The sequence below is a fragment of the Paenibacillus sp. MAH-35 genome (assembly GCF_058135425.1).
Map to the genome: position 1 here is coordinate 142,581 of NZ_JBYUPU010000011.1, position 17,012 is coordinate 159,592.

Here is a 17,012-nt window from a genome sequence, read left to right on the forward strand (position 1 = left end):
CTGGCAGGACTTGCATCCCGGCAGGTGCGCCTTCGCAGGAACGGTTTACGATTTCGGATTCAGCGTTTCGAGATAATGCACAGCTTCCTCCATCGTGGCGACAGGGACGACCTTCATCTTCGTCCCGATTTTTTGCGCCTGATCCGCCGCATCGGATGCGTTCGGTACGTCGGCGCTCAGATTGCATTCGCCCTTTTTCCGGTCGGCCGGGGCGAAGAAGATGTCCGCCTTCTCCCGATCGGCCGCCACGATTTTTTGCCGGATGCCGCCGATCGAGCACACATTGCCCGACGTGTCCAGCGTGCCGGTCCCTGCGATCCGGTAACCTTTCGTCAAATCCCCGGGAGTCAGCTGGTTGAGGATTTCCAGTGAAAACAGCAATCCGGCCGACGGCCCCCCGATTTCTCCGGCATTGATCGTAACTTTCTTATCCCCTTGCGCAGGTACAATCTCAAGCAGCTCAGCCGTAGAGATGCCCAGACCGACCCGGCTTTCTCCGCCCGCCGCTCCGGGTTTGCCGTTCGCCGCGTCGATCGCGTTCAAATCCTTCAGCGTTACCGCTACTTTCTTTTCCGTCTTCCCCCGTTTAATCGTGACCTCGACCGACTCGTCCGCTTGATGCCGCTTGATTTCGTTGACGATATCCTCATGCTTGATGACCGGTTTCGTCCCAACCTGGATAATGCGATCCCCCGGCTGCAAGATACCGTGCGCCGGATATCCTTCCACCGCCTGCATGACGAGCACGCCTTGGGATTCGATTTGGTACGGGATATTGGCCTTTTTATACGCCGCCTGAATGGCGTTTCCTTGGGAATCCAGCATGACATATTCCTGACGGGTCGAATATTCCTGCTCCGAGCTGCCTCGCAGCACTTCCTGCTTTTTGCGGATTTCCACATTCGGATTCAGTCTGGCGGTGAGTAAACTTAAGATGCTGGACCGTCCCATCGTCACGGTAGTCAGCATAAACGTCCCTTTTTCCTCAGGGTCGCCGTTCGTCACGCTAACCATCGGCTTCAGTTCTTCCGCCGTTCCCGGCTTGTAGATGTAATACGGAACCGGAATGAAATAAAACGCATAGATAACCGCCAGCGTAATAAGAAACGTGGACAGAAAGCTGCGCGTCCATCTCAGCTTGGCTCGTTCTCTGTGGTGATCGTACATCATCCGTGTGCTCCCTCCGGTCAATCGCCCCGCCGTTCTCGGAAGGGGCTTGGTCTAAAGCGCCGCCGCTTCGCGTAAACATGGTAGCACCATCGTTTGGAGGCGATTCACATGCAACTCGGGACGTTTCACGCGAGAAGCCGCGAATTCACCGTCGTGCTCGCCGTGCTGACGGCCGTGCTCGTGCTTTCCATACTATTATTTCCGGAACGGGCTTTTCAGTCCTCGCTTGGAGGATTAACGATCTGGTGGACGATCGTATTCCCTTCGCTGCTTCCGTTTCTGATGCTAAGCGAGCTGCTGTCCGGCTTCGGCGCGATTCGCGGCCTCGGTACGCTGCTGGAGCCCGCCACCCGGCTTCTGTTCCGACTTCCCGGCATCGGCGGCTGGGTTCTCTCCGTCGGGACTGTCGGCGGTCTTCCGCTTGGAGCGGATGCGGCCAGCAAGCTGCGGCTGGAAAAGCGGGTCAGCCGTGAAGACGGCGAACGCTTACTCGCGCTCTCGCACGTGGCGAGCCCTTTTTTTATGCTGACCGTTCTCGGAGCGGGATTTCTTCATAGTCCCGAGGCGGGAGCCGCAATCGCGATCATTCATTATGCCGCCGCGATCGGTATGGGCGTGCTGATGCGCTTCCTGTGGCGGACACCGCCCGGCGACCTCCCGGATGCCCCGCTGCCCGGTACAACTACTGTTTTACAAACCAAACGGAAACCGGTTCGCACCAGAAATTCCCTTCTCATTCGCGCGATGTCGGACATGCACGCCGCTCGTCTCGAGGATGGCCGCTCTCTCGGCAAGCTGCTCGGCGATTCGGTCTCCAATGCGATCCAAACGCTCATGATGATCGGCGGTACGATGATCGTGTTCTCCGTGCTGCTCGGCGTGCTGGACACGGCCGGCATTGTCGGTCTGCTGGCGGATGTCGTCTCTGTGGCGGTCCCTTCGCTGTCGTCCCCGGCGGATTCCGTCCGAAGCATGTTGTCCGGGCTGCTCGAGCTTCATATCGGAACGAACCGGCTGAGCGCTTCCGGAGGTATGCCGGATGCCGCTACAGCCGCACTGATCGGTGCCGCGCTCGCCTGGAGCGGAGCCGCGGTTCATTTGCAGGTACAAACCGCCGTTCGTCATACCGACTTCCGGTACGTATCGTTTCTGCTGTCCCGTCTCCTCCACGCCGGCTTGGCCGTTGTTCTGACCTTCGTATTATGGCGGCCGTTAACGGGCTGGTTGTCCCAGATACAGCCCAGCTTTTTGCCGGAAAGCGGAGCCGATCCGGTTCAGCCCGTAACGCTGGACGCCTGGAGCCTGTGGGCGGCTGCCCCCTACCGGATGCTCGACCTGGCGCTTGTCCTTGCCGGACTCGCCGCCATGTCCATCGCGCTCTCGGTGCTGCTTCGTTTCCGAAAACCGTCGTAATTGGCTTTGGACGGGCGCCATTTTCAACATATTCATAGCGATCTAGGACATTCTGAATGTAGAAAAGCTGCCGCTTATACAGGGTCATTCGACCTGGAAAGGCGACGTGGGAAAGAGCTCGTTGAGAAGCTTTCTTCTAAACAATCGGCAAGATCAGCTTATGTAAACTTCACCCGCAACGCCGCTTCCACCTCGGCCGGGACCAGATCGGAAACCGGACCTTGAAAACGGGCGATCTCTTTCACGATGCTGGAGCTGAGATACGAATATTGCGGGCTTGTCATCATAAAAAACGTCTCGACTTTGTCGTTCAGCTTGTGATTGAGCGAAGCCATCTGCATTTCCGATTCGAAATCGGACACGGCGCGCAGCCCCTTAACGATTACATTCGCCTGCTTGGCCGCCATGTACGTAATCAGCAGTTCGCCGAAACTGTCCACTTCAACATTAGTCAATCCTCGGGTAGCTTCCTCAAGCAGCTGCTTGCGCTCCTCGACAGTGAATAGCGGACTTTTCTTGCTGTTATTCAGAACGGCCACGATTACTTTGTCAAACACGTTGGCGGCCCGGTGAATGATGTCCAGATGTCCGAAGGTAACCGGATCGAAGCTGCCCGGATATACGGCTACCGTATAATCGTGTTTAATTGTAGTCATATCCTCATCTCCTGATGGCGCTGAAATTAGACTGTTTTTCGGAAGGTGAACACTCGCATCCTACTATGTCGCAGGGGCGACCTTGTCGTATACGGATACGGCAATTTCACCGTACTCCACACGTTTCCGGAGCGCCAGCCCCCCGATCTCATCGGCATAACGGTTGGCTGCATCGTGCTCCACGACTGCGATTGCCTTCTCCGCCAAAAGACCAAGCTCCTGCATCGAATGGAGCAGCTCTTCAATCGCAGTCATTTTGTACGGAGGATCGAGGAAAATAAGCTCAAACTGCAAATCCCGCTTGCTCAGCGCTTTGACCGCCCGGGCCGCGTCGTTCCGGTACACTTCCGCCTGTTCCGATAGCCGGGCTGCCTGCAAGTTCGCCGCCACAACTTCCACGCTTTTTTTGTCGGCGTCCACAAAAACCGCCCGTTCCATCCCCCTGCTGAGCGCCTCGATGCCCAGACCTCCGGTGCCCGCAAACAAATCGAGCACATTTCCTCCCGTAAAATACGGTCCAATCATACTGAAAATGGCTTCCTTCACTTTATCCGTCGTCGGCCGCGTTCCCATGCCGGGAACCGCTTTAAGCGGTCTGCCCTTCGCCGACCCCGAAATGACTCTCACGATCGTTCCCTCGTTTCTCCCGCTTGCGGGCACCTTTATGTAAATGGCCGGCCGGCCCGTCGTTGGATTCCGGCCTCCATAGCGGTTTTGCTGTAGCTATCGTATCATATTCTGCAAAAAAACCACAAAAATTTTGAGCCCGCCATGTATATCTTTTGGTTCTGCGGGCCATATTGAAGCTATCGACATTCACAAGATGTCGTAGACAACCGCGGAGAAGACTTACGTTTCCCCATAAGCTCTTCGTCCGGTTTCTCCTCTCCCATGAGGGGGTTCGCGCAAGCGGCCCCCAAAGACTATGATCCGCCCGGCCTTGTGTGGGGCGGTTTTTTGTTGTACCTCTCTTCAGGGTTTAGAGTCTTGTGTTAGTGTATTCAGCTATAGTTATCGCATTAACAGTGGTACGCATAGCACCATGGCTCGGTCCACCTTAGGGCTTCCCTCTTCCGTATTCTGGAAAACTCCATTTTCCATCATACCTACACTCCGGTTTGTCCTTCACTTCTCGTACTACACTTGTCATTCTTATTTCGGTACTAAATCTAAACAATGTCAATCCCTGTTTGAAATATGTAAACATGCAGCAATCTCAGTTTTGTTGTAAGTTATAAAAAGAGTGCGCGCAGACTATCCGCACACTCTCTTTTCGTTGTAGAATATTCAACGGCTTAGACCCCATTTTAGTCACCCATTATAAATCTGCTCCGGCTGTCCCGAAGCTTTACGAAGCTCGTTGGCGAGCTGGTTGCGGCGGATTTTGTCGGCATCCGACGCTTTATCGAATTCATGGGCCAAAAAACGCTCGATGATCTCGTTGGCATCCTCCGGTTTGATCATGTACGCCAAAGTATTCCACCACCCTTCTTCCCCATACGATTCGTCCAGATCGACCATGATCCCGTTGATCAGCATCCCCTGTCCGCTTGGACCGTTATCGTATTGATAAAGATGGATTCCACTTGCGACCTGCCCCCTGCTCCAGGCGTACGTCTGCCAAAACTTCGAGCACGCTCCTGCGGATCGAACGGCCTGAACGACCGCATACGATCCGTATACGCCTGTATCATAGGCGGGGGTCGCTTCATTTGCACCACGAATATAGTCTATGATCGTAGTCATCTGTGAAGGCTGGGCATCGAAGTCGACGGCAAAATAAATCGTGCTTCCTTCAGGCTGACCTACCTGCTTCGCAACTTGAACGGCCGTTTGCCCGTCTGCACGTCCGGCGTTCCGTCCGCCGAGCGCCCGGTTTGCGGTCGTTTCGAATACGGACACGATTTGCAAGCCGGCGGCGCTGATCAGGTCCGCCTCCGATTTTTTTAATGCTTTCCAGCTTGTTAAAGGAACGAGGTACCGGCAAACGAAGGCGTAGCCATCCCGATTAAAGGCTGCAGCCGTCGCTGCGGTTAACGGTGTTGCACAATCGAATCCTTGTGCCATCTCGGTTCACCTGCCTTGTCCTTTTCTGTAACATATGCAGCAAGCGGTACGCCCGCACTTGGCAAGTGACACGATGTATCTCTACAAAAAGGCGGATGCCGGGCCGAAACGAATAAAAAAATGTTCTCTCGTCCCGAAAACCGGGCGAAGGTACAGTCGAAGCGGCTCCCCGCTTCGTATACTATGGTGAATCTCCACACTGGAAGGAGGAACATGATATGTCTTCTCAAGGTTTCCATTGTCCGACCAAAGCGATATACGATCCGCCCAGAGTTGTGTACCGCAATCACTATCATCCGCAAATCGTCCAGGTCGTTCATGCTGTCGAGGTGGTGAATCGCCATCATTGTGTGCCGGTGTATCAACATGTCTATACTTGCAGTGAACGGGATGAATTTTGCGGGGAAATGGCGAATGTAAATATGGCTCGAAATACGCGTTACGGGGGAAGAAGATAAAGGGGAGCGCCTTCGTCGGAGCGATGAGCTCCGGCGGAGGCTTCGTCTGTTTTTCGCTGCATGCCTTCCTTGCGGCCGTCAAAACGCACAAATTCCGCTTGTGCCTGGCGCTGAATGTACGCTCCCGTTCACAATCGGCCGCATCCGCCTGCTCCCGAATAGGATATAATGGTTATGCAGTCATCCGATTATGGGGAGGAATTCCTGTTGTCACTCGAAGCGAAGTGTATGACCTGCCGAAAAGAGTACCGCCTGGAAGCGAGCGATCCGTATTACCCGAAACTGAAAATGAACTTGACCAAGCTCTACATATGTAAGTCCTGCAGCACCGCTATGAAAGAAGAAGCGATCAGCTCCACCGGCCTGAATCCCGGTATGCTCGACCCGAAAGGACACGACAAGCTGGTGCCTTGACATGCATCGACCTTGTATAGTCCACATTCCCCCAGTGTCAGTCCCACGGGAACGTCCCATATCTAAACGAAAGGACCTTCAATTCCACGGTAAGGTGGAGATCGAGATCCTTTTTCTCAAGGAAACCGGTTTGAAGCGGGGCTCAAAAAATTGCAAAATGACATTTGAAACAGCCCTCGGTGCAGAGTGTACGTTCTCCGTTTACGCAGCGATGCCTATACTATTCCAAAAAACCAAGCAGCTCCCGCATCGATTGAATATGTCCGATGAACGGAACTTCTCTTCGCACAAGCTCCGCCACTTTTGCGTTATACGCCAGAAAAGCGACTCCGCCTCCCTGCGCCGCTTTCCCGTCGATCCAGGAATCGCCGACAGACAGCCACTTTTCGGGGCGAATATGCGGGTAATGCGCAAGCAGCGCGGCCACTCCGGAAGAGGAGGGCTTCAACGCATCCATCTGCTCCCGCCCCGCGATATGTTCAAAAAAACGAATAATTCCCGTTCGTTCCAATGCCTCCACAGCCGCCTGATACGCATTGTTCGTGAGGACGGTTAACGGATACCGGCCATGAAGCCGCTCCAGCACCTCGGGCACATGCGGCTCCAGTCCCGCTCCCGCCATGCCCGTCCGCTCCCCTTCTACGACAATCTCCCATACCGTTTGATCGAGCGCCGGCGTCATCCCGGGCGTATGTCGAGCCGTCTCAATTAAGGTAGCGATCGTATGGTCGCCGACCGGGAAACCGGGGGGAAGCAGTTGTTCCTTGCACAGCAGAGCGAACACTTCGCTTTTAATTTGCGGGAAGTTAATAGACGATCTCAGCAACGTATTATCCATATCGAAAATAATAGCTTCGTAAGGCAAATCCGGCTTCATTTCTTCCCCCTTGGATGTATCCGTTTCGGTTAGTCCGCCCTAGCCTTCCAGAAAGTCAATCAGTTCCGCGACCCGGGTTATATACAAATCGGGGGTCGTATCAAAACGGTGTGTCTGCACATGCTCCAGCCAGTGAGCTCCGATCGTGAACACGCCCGCTCCTTTGCCTGCCCGCATATCCGCCTCGCTGTCGCCGATAAACACCGTCTCCTCCCTAGTGCCGCCAAGCGCGTTCATCGCCGTCAGCACCCCTTCCGGGTCCGGTTTGGGGCGCGTCATCTCGTCGCCGGATACGGTTACGTCAAAATACCCGCTCATCCCCAGCTTTTCCAAAGAGATATCCAGCGCCGCCCTTCCTTTTCCCGTAACGATGCCCATCCGGTGTCCGCGCGCCTTCAAACGTTCGAGAAGGCTGTTGATTTCGGCATTGGGCTTCACCATCCGGTCGTGCTCCCGGACGTAGCAATCGTAGAACAAACGGACAGCATCTTCTGCAGAGTCGCGGTTTCCCAGATTAAGCCGTATAATATCGGCCTCCGTAGGACCAAACATCGCCACTACCTCAGAGGCGCTCAGCGATTTCCCGTCATACTTCGAGAACGCTTCCCCGATCGAATGAATGCAAACCGGCAGCGTATCCGCCAGCGTTCCGTCAAAGTCAAAAAGAATCGTTTTATAGTTCATCTGAATTCCCGCTCCCGTCAAGGGTATACAAACCCAACATTATCTGACTATAAGCATTTGAAACAAACGTTCATCCGGCTCCTTCGCAAGCTCCAGCAGCGCCTGATAAGGGTCACCCTCGAGCCCGAAATAGTCGGCGAAAGCCGGCTCTGTCTTGAGCCCAGCCCGTTTTTTAGCCATAACGGCGTTTCTGGCATGGTCTCCGAACAATTGTAACAGACGCGCTTCCACAACCATATGGATATATCCGTTCTGTCGCTCCACTGGAGTCTGCTCTCCATAAATCTCAATCGGAAGACCGTCGCAGCAAAAACGTACCACCGCCCGCTCGGCACTTGGAGGCTCCGCACTTCTGTAAGAGTAGCCGAACAACTCGTGATGACCGAACGCCTCTCTAACCGTTTGCTCAAAATATAAAAAATCTTCCACTTCGCACGCTATGTCCAGATCGCTGCCCGGGATATCGATTGCGATAGGGATCGTGCCGACCACCACAGGCCGGAAAGGCTTCAGCTTCTCAAGCAAACCGTACGATCCGATAATCCGGTAAGCGTTCCGCTGGACCGCGGTGCCTCGGCTCATGTATGTAATAGTTGTCCAGTCTTCCATCCCGTAGTGAGTGAAGCCTCCTCTCGGATTACCTCTTGCTTCATCTTAGCAGCCTTTCCTAGTAACCGTCCCGGCTAACACTGGCTCCATTTGTCTGCGCTCGTAAGCAATGACTTTGTGCTGTTGAAACACACAATGGTGAACATAACAAGAGTCATCTTCGAGTACGGTCCTTAAATAACGCGGAATAATCTCCCCCATACCGAAGTTGTGATCCGACAGCACCCACTCGATCTCCTTCCAATCGAGCAGCCCTTCTTCCATCTGGACAGGAGTCGGGTAAGCGAGCGACGGCGGCAGTTCAGCCGTAAATACATGCATTCCTCCGCGCGGTGAAACGTCCGACTCCCAACTGACAACTCCTTTGTACGCCACCTCGGTCAAACGAATGCCCGTTTCCTCCCATGCCTCGCGCAAAACTCCGGCCATCGGGGTTTCTCCGGCTTCGAGCTTGCCGCCTACTCCGTTCCACAGCCCTTTAGCCGGTGCCGAATTGCGGTTAAGCAGTAAAATCCGGCTGCCTTGTCTTATAAATAGAATCGTATACCGGATAAATTCGTTCATAGCAGATCCCTCGAATACAGCAAAATTCCGTCTCGCCGCCGCCAGCCGGTTCCGGACCAGTAGCGGTTCCCGATTTCGTTATTTTCGACGGTAAAGAGATGGCACTTGGTTACCCCCGCCAGCCGCAGCCCTTCCAGACAATGTTCGACCATCCGCCCGGCAATTCCTTTCCCGCGATACGGTTCGCTTACCGCAACATGATACAGGAAGCCCCTCCGGCCGTCATGTCCGCACAGCGCTGTCCCCACCACACGCCGCCCTTCAACGCATACCGCACTCAAGCCGCTGTTTCTGTCCAAAAACGACCGGATATTCGCCTTGGAATCCGCTTCGCTCAGCACCAGCCCTTCCGTTTGGCGCCATAACCCGACCGCCTCTTCATAATCGTCCAGCTTCATTTCCCGGATGTCCATCTTGTGCGCTGCGCCCCTTACATCTTCGTTATTATTTTAAAATAGTGCATGATCTTGTTCAGCCGCCGCCGGAACCGCTCATAAGGCTTGTCCTCCCGCCCGGCCGTCAGAGAAGTTCCCTGCCGGCCTTGATTAGGATGAAACCATACTGTTCGAAATGACCCACATAGCGATCCTGTACATCCCGCCAATACCTATTGAAACGATCAACAAAACAGCGGGCTTCTGCCGATGCACCCGATACGTTCTCCGAACCGCTGCAGTAAAAAAGAGGATAAGCAAGCTGAAACTAACGAGGAGGGAAACTCCCGGCCGGATCGCTGGACCAGGCAGGATCAGGTTTTGAACCGAGACGAAGGAAAGATAGATGCACATCGTAACCGTAATCCACCAGCCCCACCTTTTTCCCCTTAACACGCCAACCGAACCGGCAGCCAGCACGACGCCCGAAACGAAACTGAGCAACAGGAGCCGTTGGCCGGCAGACAAATCCCAGGTTATGAAATGGTGCAAAACCCCGTTAAACCCAAACAGAATGAGGATCCACAAACAAATGATAACTTGGAGCCCTGCCGCCAGCTTGACGATCCGGACCGGGTCGATGCCGTTCATAGGACGCCCCTCCCTAGTGATCCTTTATTCCAATATAACGCTTTGCCCCGTTACAATCGACTGAATGATCGGCAGATGTGTTTCGGCTATAGGGAGTTGATGCAGTTGACCGACCGGTATAAATCGCACCTCTTTCGACTCTTCGCTGCACCCGATTTCCGAGAAAGGCTCGACTTCTACCTCATATGCGATCGTTATGATCCGTTTCACATTGCCGTCCGGAAAAGCGGCGATTCTGGAAGGGTCCGAAAACGTCCCGAACAGCTTTACACCGCACACGGTTAAGCCCGTTTCTTCCCTAACTTCCCGGCTTAGCGCATCCGTTAGCGACTCGTGCTCCTGCACGCCCCCGCCAATGATCGCCCAGCGGTCGCTGTCCGACCGTTTTTCCAGCAAAATGCCGTCATCACGTCTGATAATCGCGACTACTCCGATACCGGTCGGCTTATTGGGCCGCGGAGCGTGTTCGTTTCGATAATAAAATCTGGCTTCTCCCAAGTGGAATCCCCCTTAGCCTGATTTGTATGTCCGATTTCGGCGATCCATGCTTTCGCTTTCCGTTTACGGAGCTCGTTTTTGCGCGGCAAAGGTCACCACATCGCTTTTCAGAATAACTTCCCGTCCGTGCCGGTTTATAGGGAATTGCATCGGCTTCACGCTGGCCTCCACCACATTCCACTCCCGATAAAGTCTACCGAACAGCTCCTGTACGGCCGCCGTCTCCAGATTTAGTTCCATCTGGACTTCGAGCGGCTCAGCGGCCGTACAACCAAGAGCCCGGTTCGAACAGCTTGTACTCCTCGTAGCAAGCTTCGTGGTAGTTGCGTTCTCCCTGGCGAATCCGCTCTATTCTAGCGCTCTCCATAAAGTGCACCCCTATTTCCAAAATACTCCTTGATTATTTCGGTCCACAGCCTGCAATTGGAGTTCGAAGTCGTCTTCTGGAGTGATCTCAACGACAGGATGCCACCGATCTTTACTATCCTGCCAGTAAACGGTCCACTTGTTGTTTTCATTTCTACGAAACTGAGCAATCGGCAGTTGAATCCATTGATCGCTGCGAAACCCGACTCTTTCCTCGAATAACGTTACGGAATCACCGCGGATCTTGTAGTTGAGTTTCACTTGATCTCTGGCATGTTTGGGCACTTTTTGTTCCATGTAACTGTCCAAAATATTCTCAATTCTCTTTTTAGTAAACGCGTCCAGCATTTCGGTTCACCTTTACCTTTCCATAGTAATTCTGGGGATTTGGGGAGAGAAGTCCGATACTAAGCCTTTCTACTGCTGCCTGCGAATAGTAATGAATACACGAAACTGTAGCAGATCATATGTATGAAAAAAACGATGGTGAAGGGTTTGGTATTAAGCTTTTTCCGCCGTCTCTTTCGCGAACAAATAAGTCCGGATGTTCCGGTTTCGGCGGTTGATATATTCTTTTTCCAAAGTCATCCCTAGCTTCTCGGCCACTCTCCGCGAGGCGTGATGATCGATTGGCATATTGGAGCAAATTCTGTGCAGTCCGAGATGGACGAAACCGTAGTCCAATATCGCCTGTGCCGCTTCATATCCATACCCTTGATGCCAATACGGGGAGTAAATGATGTATCCGAGATCGTTCTCGGTCGTACCGTCCAGCTCAGCTTTCATGAGCCCCCCATCGCCGATCACTTCGCCCGTTTCCTTCAGCTCGATGACCGCCCTTCCAAATCCCCAGGCCGCATAGCTGTCCAAGCTCCTGCGAATCCAGCCCGAAGTCTGCTCCTCCGTAAACGGCAAGGGCCAAAAATGCATAGTAACCGGATCGCTGAGTATACGGTGAATGGAGACAAACTCCTCTTTCTCGTACGGTCTGATCCGCAGTCTTGCGGTGTTGATGAGGTCCATAACGGCTCTCCTTCCGGATCGTTTGGGATGCTTTTCTCTGGCCTTGCGATTTGTTTTACCCTGCAGACGAGTATTGGAGTAAGCTTTGGATCACCGCTTCATTCCCTGCATAATCCAGCGTTTTCATCCACTTTAACCCAAAGGCAGGTTTGCTGCAAGACATTAGTACGAGCAAAAGTTCTATGCTCATGCCAAAATTGGGACATAGCTTCAACACGCGACTTCAGCGCTTTCCTTCCCATTAAAAAAGCGCCGCCTTTCTTTCTAATGGAAAGGGGCGACGCTTCGTTTTGTATTCGTTTATATGACGGTAGCTTTATCCGGCCCGTTCCTCACCCCCCACCCAACACCCGAAGCCAAACATACAATCCCCCGAGAGTAATGAGCAGAGTAGGCAGCGTCAGCACGACGCCGATTTTAAAATAGTACCCCCACGTGATGCGAACGCCTTTCCGCGCCAAAATGTGCAGCCACAGCAACGTCGCAAGGGAGCCGATCGGGGTCATTTTCGGGCCGAGGTCGGTGCCGATGACGTTAGCGTAGATAAGCGCTTCGCGAAGGAGCCCTTCGGTGGACGTGCCGTCAATCGCCAAAGCGCCGATCATAACGGTCGGCAAATTGTTCATAATGGACGATAACACCGCCGCAATCATTCCCATGCCCACGGTAGCCGCCAGCAAGCCGGATGCGGCGAGCTGCTCCAGCACGCCGGCCAGCAGATCGGTAAGTCCCGCGTTGCGCAAGCCGTAGACGACGACGTACATCCCGATGGAAAATATAACGATTGACCAAGGCGCTTCCAGCAGCACTTTTTTGGACTGAACGACCGGACTGCCGCGGGAAGCCAGCAAAAACAGCAAAGCGACCGCCCCCGCGATAAACGATACCGGCACAACGACCCACTCGCTAAGCAAATAAGCAACGAGCAGTACGCCGAGAATGGCCCAGGAAATACGGAACAGCCGCTTATCCTTAACGGCCGCTGCCGGCTGCTTTAAGTCTGCGGTGTCGTAATGCGCGGGGACGTTTCTGCGAAACACGATATACAGCACCGCTACGCTGGCCGCCAAAGAAAAGAAGTTCGGAACCACCATCCGCGACGCGTATTCGACGAACCCGATCCCGAAATAATCGGCGGACACGATATTGGTCAAGTTGCTGATAATAAACGGCAGCGACGTCGTATCGGCGATAAAACCGCTGGCCATGACAAAAGGCAAAATCCGCGCTTCCTCCAGCCGCAGCGCCCGAACTTGGGCAAGCACGATCGGCGTTAAGATAAGCGCCGCTCCATCGTTGGCGAAAAACGCCGATACCCCCGCCCCCAGTAAAATGATGTACACGAACATGCGTCTGCCGTTCCCTCCGGCAAGCCGGGCCATATGAAGCGCCGCCCATTCGAAAAATCCGATCTCGTCCAGGATGACCGAGATCACGATCAGCGCGACAAACGTCAGCGTCGCGTTCCAAACGATGCCGGCCACGGTCGCCACATCGTGCAAGCCGACCACCCCGGCAAGCAGCGCCAGCAGCGCCCCGCCCGACGCGGACCAGCCGATACCGAGATTCCGCGGCTGCCAGATGACGAAGGTCATCGTCAGAATAAAAATAAGGATAGCCAATACCGTTGTTGCCACTTGTGCCGATTCCCCCCGAAGCCGATTAACGGCATCCGGCGCCATACGTCTTAGACCGCGCGTTGCAATCGCTGCATGGCGAACCGTTCATAGCGTCCGCCCTTCCCTTCGCATTGTCCTTTCTCCCCGTACAGCCAAAGCACTCATCATGGGTTGCCGCCGATAACAGCCCGCTTCCAAAGTCCTGGTCCGCCACTTTCGCCCCGCATAACGCCGCTTTCTTGCCCGAACGCCATGTTTCCACTTTCTCTACTATAAGGCCGAAAGGGTAACGGGAGCAAAAGGTTTTTAACGGCGGCCGGGGCAGCGAATCGGTTGTATGGTAAACTGGGATAAAACAATATCTCTGGAAGGAGTTTGAACACCCTTGCATCCTTTTTTTGAAACGGAAGCCCGTACCTTTCAGCACAGCGGCGATACGGCAGCGGACGTACGCCGGTTTCTCGAATCGCACGGCTGCCCCAAGACGGCGGAGCACAGCATCATGGTTGGCGCCGAAGCCCGCTCTCTCGCGATGCGGTTCGGCGCGGACCCGGACGCGGCGGAAACCGCCGGCTGGCTGCACGATAGCAGCGCCATCTATCCGAGCGCCGAACGGGCTGTCGTGGCCCGCAATCTCGGCATCGAAGTGCTCCCGGAAGAAGAGGCGTTCCCGATGATCATCCACCAGAAGCTGTCCGTTGCCGTAGCCCGGGATCTGTTCGGGATAACCCGGCAGGACGTGCTCGATGCGATCGGCTGCCATACGACCTTGCGAGCCCCTTCCACGCTGCTGGACCGGATCGTCTTCGTCGCCGATAAAATCTCGTGGGATCAGGCGGGAACCCCGCCGTATCTGGCCGAGCTGAACGCCCAGCTCGAAGAGTCGCTGGAGCATGGAGCGATGGCGTATATCGGCTACCTGTGGTCGCAAAAGGATAAGCTTAAAGTCGTCCACCCTTGGCTGGCGGACGCTTACCGGGATTTGCCGGCCGTCATCGCCCGGCAAGAGGTGACGCTGCCCCTGCGGAACAGCCGCTAGCGTCATTCTTGCCAACACCCGGCCGCTCCCTGTTCCGGATACCATGTACCTGAACTTCGGCACACCGGCAGAGCGGGAGCGGCTTTTTCTAGCATCCAGCAGCCACCTGCCCGCCCAACCGGCCCTTGCCGGGAGAATGCGACCGCGCTTCAGTCAGCCAGCGGCGCTGCTGTTCGACAGACTCGGGCGGGCCGCTGTTCCGCCCAGCCCTGCCGAGCTGCAAGCTGCCCCGAGCGGACTTGCAAAGCCTCAATTCCTAAGTCTGCGGCCTGAACCCGCCCAGTCCTCTTACCCCCGTGTAACGTTGACGATATCCGCAAACTGGATCGAGACAGTCTCTCCAGCGCAGGCTACTTTCACCCGACGCAGCGTAAAGTCGATTTTGACCACTCTCCCTTGGACGGTTTCGTCCCGGACGGGATCGAAGACGCAGATGACGACATCCGTCTGCCGTTCCGTCGACTCCAGCAGCAGCAGCGCGTATTGTTCCAGCGCCTGGTCGTCCAGCAGAGGGCGTTGCCGATGCCCGGTCTCCTTCTGCTTGGCCGCAAACTGCGCCTTATGTTCCGGCAGCATCATACGTGATGATTCGAACAGACCATTCCCTTCCAGTTTCTTCCCCATGTTGTCATTCCCCCAATCTTGTCCTGCCAGCCATTCGCCTATTCCGCCGCAGCCGCGGGAGGGTCGTTCGTACCCGGGACGCCGGCGTACCGTTACAAGGAGCCAACTTCCCGCCATCATCACTGAGCCAGATCGAGCTCCAAATAAACGCTCAGCTTGCGCTCTACCTCCGATTTGACGAGCCCCCACAGCATCGAGCATTTGCGGTGGTAGCCCCTGCACATAAAATCCGCCTCGAGCTGCTCCTTCGCCCGCCGCTGATCGTAAATCCGGATTCCCCGGCTTTTCAGCTTGCCGCGAAGGGCGGCCATTTCGCCGCTTACCCGATCCTGCACTTTTCTTAAGCTTTTGATATACAGCAACGGCATCTTCAGCTCGAGCGTATCGAGCGTCCGGATATCGCGCTCCAGCACATCGAGCACGACCGGCAGCAGCATGTAATCGAGCACCCATTGCAGCTCTTCCTGCGTCTCCAGCGGGGTCCGCTTGATTCCGTCCGGCATGTGCATCGTCCCACCTTCACCCATTCGAACATCCCCTTTTTTAGAAAAGCTTCTAAGCCGACTAAGCGACTATGTGACTAAGCGAAGCCTTCTCTACGACGAACTCTGCACAAGTGGGAGCTTTCTTGCAAGCGGTAACCGTTCAACTCGGCTAAAATCGTATACTTCCAGCCTCACAAATAAGAACAAACGTTCCCTTACTAGTATATACAATAAGCGAACATATATTCCTGTTTCAAGAGGGAAAATTTTGATGCGCGCCAACTTCGTCCGGCTCCGGCCGCTCCCGGCATACGGGAGGCTAACTGGAAGATGCGGTTTGAAAAGCGTACAATGGAGGTAAGAGCAGCAGCTCCACAAGCCTTTTCTACGATAAAGGCCCTACGTAAAGGGGGGCCTGATATACCGAAATTCGCGCTTTCATGCCGTTTTCATCCGTCAAGCTAGAGCGTAACCCCTTTCGCCAAAATCCGAACGCCGCATCGGTTCCCTTGTTCCACTCGTTCGTTTGATGCAACTGGATTATTGAATGATGGGAGAATCCCCCAAGTAACATTCCCGGATTCGTCATAGATGCGAACAAACTTTCCCGTAAGGAGGACTATCCATGTGCGGCAGATACACAATTACGGTCACGCTTGAGGAACTGCTGATGCGGTATCAGATCGATCCGTTTTTCCCGCTGTACCACCGTCCGAAATATAACGTAGCCCCGGGCCAAATGGTGGTTGCCGTTATTAACGACGGGGCGAGCAACCGGATCGGGGAATTGAAATGGGGGCTCGTGCCGGAATGGTCGAAGGACGAAGCGGCAGGGTTCAAAATGATCAACGCCCGCGCCGAAACCGTAGCGGAGAAGCCGGCTTACCGGACCGCCTTCGAGCGCAGACGGTGCCTTATCCCGGCGGACGGCTTTTACGAGTGGAAAAAAAAGCAGGACGGCGGCAAACAGCCGATGCGCATTACGATGAAGGACGAATCGCTCTTCTCGATGGCCGGCCTGTACGAGTCGTGGACAACCCCGGACGGACGCAAAGTCAGCACATGCACGGTCATTACGACGACCCCCAACCGGCTGATGGCGGACATTCACGACCGGATGCCGGTCATCGTCCCGCCGGAGCAGGAGGCAATCTGGCTGGACCGCAGCATGCGCCAAACGTCCCTGCTGCTCGGTCTGCTGCGGCCTTATCCGGCCGAGCAGATGACGGCCTACCCGGTCGCCGCCGGCGTCGGCAATGTCAGAAACGACAGTCCCGAATGTATACGCAGGCTCACCATCGACGATTAGGGCCGGCCCAGGCCGAGGCCCCGGGTGGAGCGAATCGCCTCCCGTAGCCGGCAGCAAAAACCCGTTCCTGCCCAGAAGGCTGCTACTCAGGACCCTGCGTAGTAACCCCGGA

At 55.0% G+C, this 17,012-nt stretch carries 22 protein-coding genes and 1 pseudogene; 5 read left to right on the forward strand and 18 right to left on the reverse strand.

Features of this window, described 5'->3' with window-relative positions; translation table 11 throughout:
* Positions 1 to 45: 45 nt before the first annotated feature.
* Positions 46 to 1,170 carry a SepM family pheromone-processing serine protease gene (locus AC3Y2E_RS14640; RefSeq protein WP_379211423.1) on the reverse strand — a complete coding sequence of 375 codons (1,125 nt, stop codon included), beginning with the start codon at positions 1,168 to 1,170 and terminating at the stop codon, positions 46 to 48.
* Positions 1,171 to 1,278: 108 nt separating this feature from the next.
* Here AC3Y2E_RS14640 and AC3Y2E_RS14645 point away from each other — a divergent pair, with 108 nt between their 5' ends.
* Positions 1,279 to 2,583 carry a hypothetical protein gene (locus AC3Y2E_RS14645; protein WP_379211425.1) on the forward strand — a complete coding sequence of 435 codons (1,305 nt, stop codon included), beginning with the start codon at positions 1,279 to 1,281 and terminating at the stop codon, positions 2,581 to 2,583.
* A gap of 158 nt (positions 2,584 to 2,741) precedes the next feature.
* On the opposite strand, the gene coaD is transcribed toward AC3Y2E_RS14645, so the two are convergent.
* From coaD to AC3Y2E_RS14660, 3 genes are all read right to left on the reverse strand, one after another.
* On the reverse strand, positions 2,742 to 3,239 hold the full coding sequence (coaD, locus tag AC3Y2E_RS14650; RefSeq protein WP_379211427.1) for a pantetheine-phosphate adenylyltransferase: 498 nt from the start codon (positions 3,237 to 3,239) through the stop codon (positions 2,742 to 2,744).
* Positions 3,240 to 3,302: 63 nt separating this feature from the next.
* The gene (rsmD, locus tag AC3Y2E_RS14655) at positions 3,303 to 3,866 is read right to left on the reverse strand and encodes a 16S rRNA (guanine(966)-N(2))-methyltransferase RsmD (protein ID WP_379211430.1); all 564 of its coding nucleotides are present in this window, start codon (positions 3,864 to 3,866) and stop codon (positions 3,303 to 3,305) included.
* A 684-nt stretch (positions 3,867 to 4,550) separates the two neighbouring features.
* Positions 4,551 to 5,306, reverse strand: a complete 756-nt coding sequence (locus AC3Y2E_RS14660) for a DUF1906 domain-containing protein (protein WP_379211432.1) — start codon at positions 5,304 to 5,306, stop codon at positions 4,551 to 4,553.
* 218 nt (positions 5,307 to 5,524) lie between these two features.
* Between AC3Y2E_RS14660 and AC3Y2E_RS14665 the strand changes: the two genes are divergently transcribed.
* Complete coding sequence (locus AC3Y2E_RS14665; protein WP_190927825.1) at positions 5,525 to 5,764, forward strand: hypothetical protein; 240 nt, start codon at positions 5,525 to 5,527, stop codon at positions 5,762 to 5,764.
* A gap of 174 nt (positions 5,765 to 5,938) precedes the next feature.
* Positions 5,939 to 6,178: a hypothetical protein gene (locus AC3Y2E_RS14670; RefSeq protein WP_379211435.1), complete on the forward strand. Its 240-nt coding sequence runs from the start codon at positions 5,939 to 5,941 to the stop codon at positions 6,176 to 6,178.
* Positions 6,179 to 6,398: 220 nt separating this feature from the next.
* Here AC3Y2E_RS14670 and AC3Y2E_RS14675 read toward each other — a convergent pair whose 3' ends face one another.
* The 12 genes and pseudogenes from AC3Y2E_RS14675 to AC3Y2E_RS14730 all read right to left on the reverse strand — a co-directional run bounded on the left by AC3Y2E_RS14675 (position 6,399) and on the right by AC3Y2E_RS14730 (position 13,461).
* Positions 6,399 to 7,055, reverse strand: coding sequence for an HAD family hydrolase (locus AC3Y2E_RS14675; protein ID WP_379211437.1), 657 nt, complete (start codon positions 7,053 to 7,055; stop codon positions 6,399 to 6,401).
* A gap of 39 nt (positions 7,056 to 7,094) precedes the next feature.
* A complete protein-coding gene (locus AC3Y2E_RS14680; RefSeq protein ID WP_379211439.1) occupies positions 7,095 to 7,739 on the reverse strand; it encodes an HAD family hydrolase in 645 nt (214 codons plus the stop codon).
* 39 nt (positions 7,740 to 7,778) lie between these two features.
* Entirely contained in the window at positions 7,779 to 8,321 is a 543-nt protein-coding gene (locus AC3Y2E_RS14685) for a DUF4269 domain-containing protein (protein ID WP_379211441.1), read from the reverse strand.
* Between the two features lie 72 nt (positions 8,322 to 8,393).
* Entirely contained in the window at positions 8,394 to 8,912 is a 519-nt protein-coding gene (locus tag AC3Y2E_RS14690) for an NUDIX hydrolase (protein WP_379211443.1), read from the reverse strand.
* On the reverse strand, positions 8,909 to 9,325 hold the full coding sequence (locus AC3Y2E_RS14695; protein WP_379211446.1) for a GNAT family N-acetyltransferase: 417 nt from the start codon (positions 9,323 to 9,325) through the stop codon (positions 8,909 to 8,911). The genes AC3Y2E_RS14690 and AC3Y2E_RS14695 overlap by 4 nt, the downstream gene beginning before the upstream one ends.
* A 132-nt stretch (positions 9,326 to 9,457) precedes the next feature.
* Positions 9,458 to 9,937, reverse strand: a complete 480-nt coding sequence (locus AC3Y2E_RS14700; RefSeq protein ID WP_379211448.1) for a hypothetical protein — start codon at positions 9,935 to 9,937, stop codon at positions 9,458 to 9,460.
* Positions 9,938 to 9,961: 24 nt separating this feature from the next.
* A complete protein-coding gene (locus AC3Y2E_RS14705) occupies positions 9,962 to 10,435 on the reverse strand; it encodes an NUDIX domain-containing protein (RefSeq protein ID WP_379211450.1) in 474 nt (157 codons plus the stop codon).
* Between the two features lie 63 nt (positions 10,436 to 10,498).
* Positions 10,499 to 10,675, reverse strand: a complete 177-nt coding sequence (locus AC3Y2E_RS14710) for a hypothetical protein (RefSeq protein WP_379211452.1) — start codon at positions 10,673 to 10,675, stop codon at positions 10,499 to 10,501.
* A gap of 25 nt (positions 10,676 to 10,700) precedes the next feature.
* Positions 10,701 to 10,802: pseudogene (locus AC3Y2E_RS14715) on the reverse strand (class I SAM-dependent methyltransferase); the annotation flags it as partial.
* Positions 10,803 to 10,813: 11 nt separating this feature from the next.
* Complete coding sequence (locus AC3Y2E_RS14720) at positions 10,814 to 11,149, reverse strand: DUF3024 domain-containing protein (protein ID WP_379211455.1); 336 nt, start codon at positions 11,147 to 11,149, stop codon at positions 10,814 to 10,816.
* Positions 11,150 to 11,302: 153 nt separating this feature from the next.
* Positions 11,303 to 11,824 (reverse strand): GNAT family N-acetyltransferase, encoded by a 522-nt coding sequence (locus tag AC3Y2E_RS14725; RefSeq protein WP_379211457.1) that lies wholly within the window; start codon positions 11,822 to 11,824, stop codon positions 11,303 to 11,305.
* A 332-nt stretch (positions 11,825 to 12,156) separates the two neighbouring features.
* On the reverse strand, positions 12,157 to 13,461 hold the full coding sequence (locus tag AC3Y2E_RS14730) for an arsenic transporter (protein WP_379211460.1): 1,305 nt from the start codon (positions 13,459 to 13,461) through the stop codon (positions 12,157 to 12,159).
* Positions 13,462 to 13,828: 367 nt separating this feature from the next.
* Between AC3Y2E_RS14730 and yqeK the strand changes: the two genes are divergently transcribed.
* Positions 13,829 to 14,482 (forward strand): bis(5'-nucleosyl)-tetraphosphatase (symmetrical) YqeK, encoded by a 654-nt coding sequence (gene yqeK / locus AC3Y2E_RS14735; protein WP_379211462.1) that lies wholly within the window; start codon positions 13,829 to 13,831, stop codon positions 14,480 to 14,482.
* 288 nt (positions 14,483 to 14,770) lie between these two features.
* Here yqeK and AC3Y2E_RS14740 read toward each other — a convergent pair whose 3' ends face one another.
* On the reverse strand, positions 14,771 to 15,106 hold the full coding sequence (locus tag AC3Y2E_RS14740) for a YolD-like family protein (RefSeq protein WP_379211465.1): 336 nt from the start codon (positions 15,104 to 15,106) through the stop codon (positions 14,771 to 14,773).
* Between the two features lie 119 nt (positions 15,107 to 15,225).
* Positions 15,226 to 15,633, reverse strand: a complete 408-nt coding sequence (locus AC3Y2E_RS14745; protein WP_332072562.1) for a YhjD family protein — start codon at positions 15,631 to 15,633, stop codon at positions 15,226 to 15,228.
* Positions 15,634 to 16,216: 583 nt separating this feature from the next.
* On the opposite strand from AC3Y2E_RS14745, the gene AC3Y2E_RS14750 reads away from it, so the two are divergent.
* Entirely contained in the window at positions 16,217 to 16,900 is a 684-nt protein-coding gene (locus AC3Y2E_RS14750; RefSeq protein ID WP_379211468.1) for an SOS response-associated peptidase, read from the forward strand.
* Positions 16,901 to 17,012: the final 112 nt, after the last annotated feature.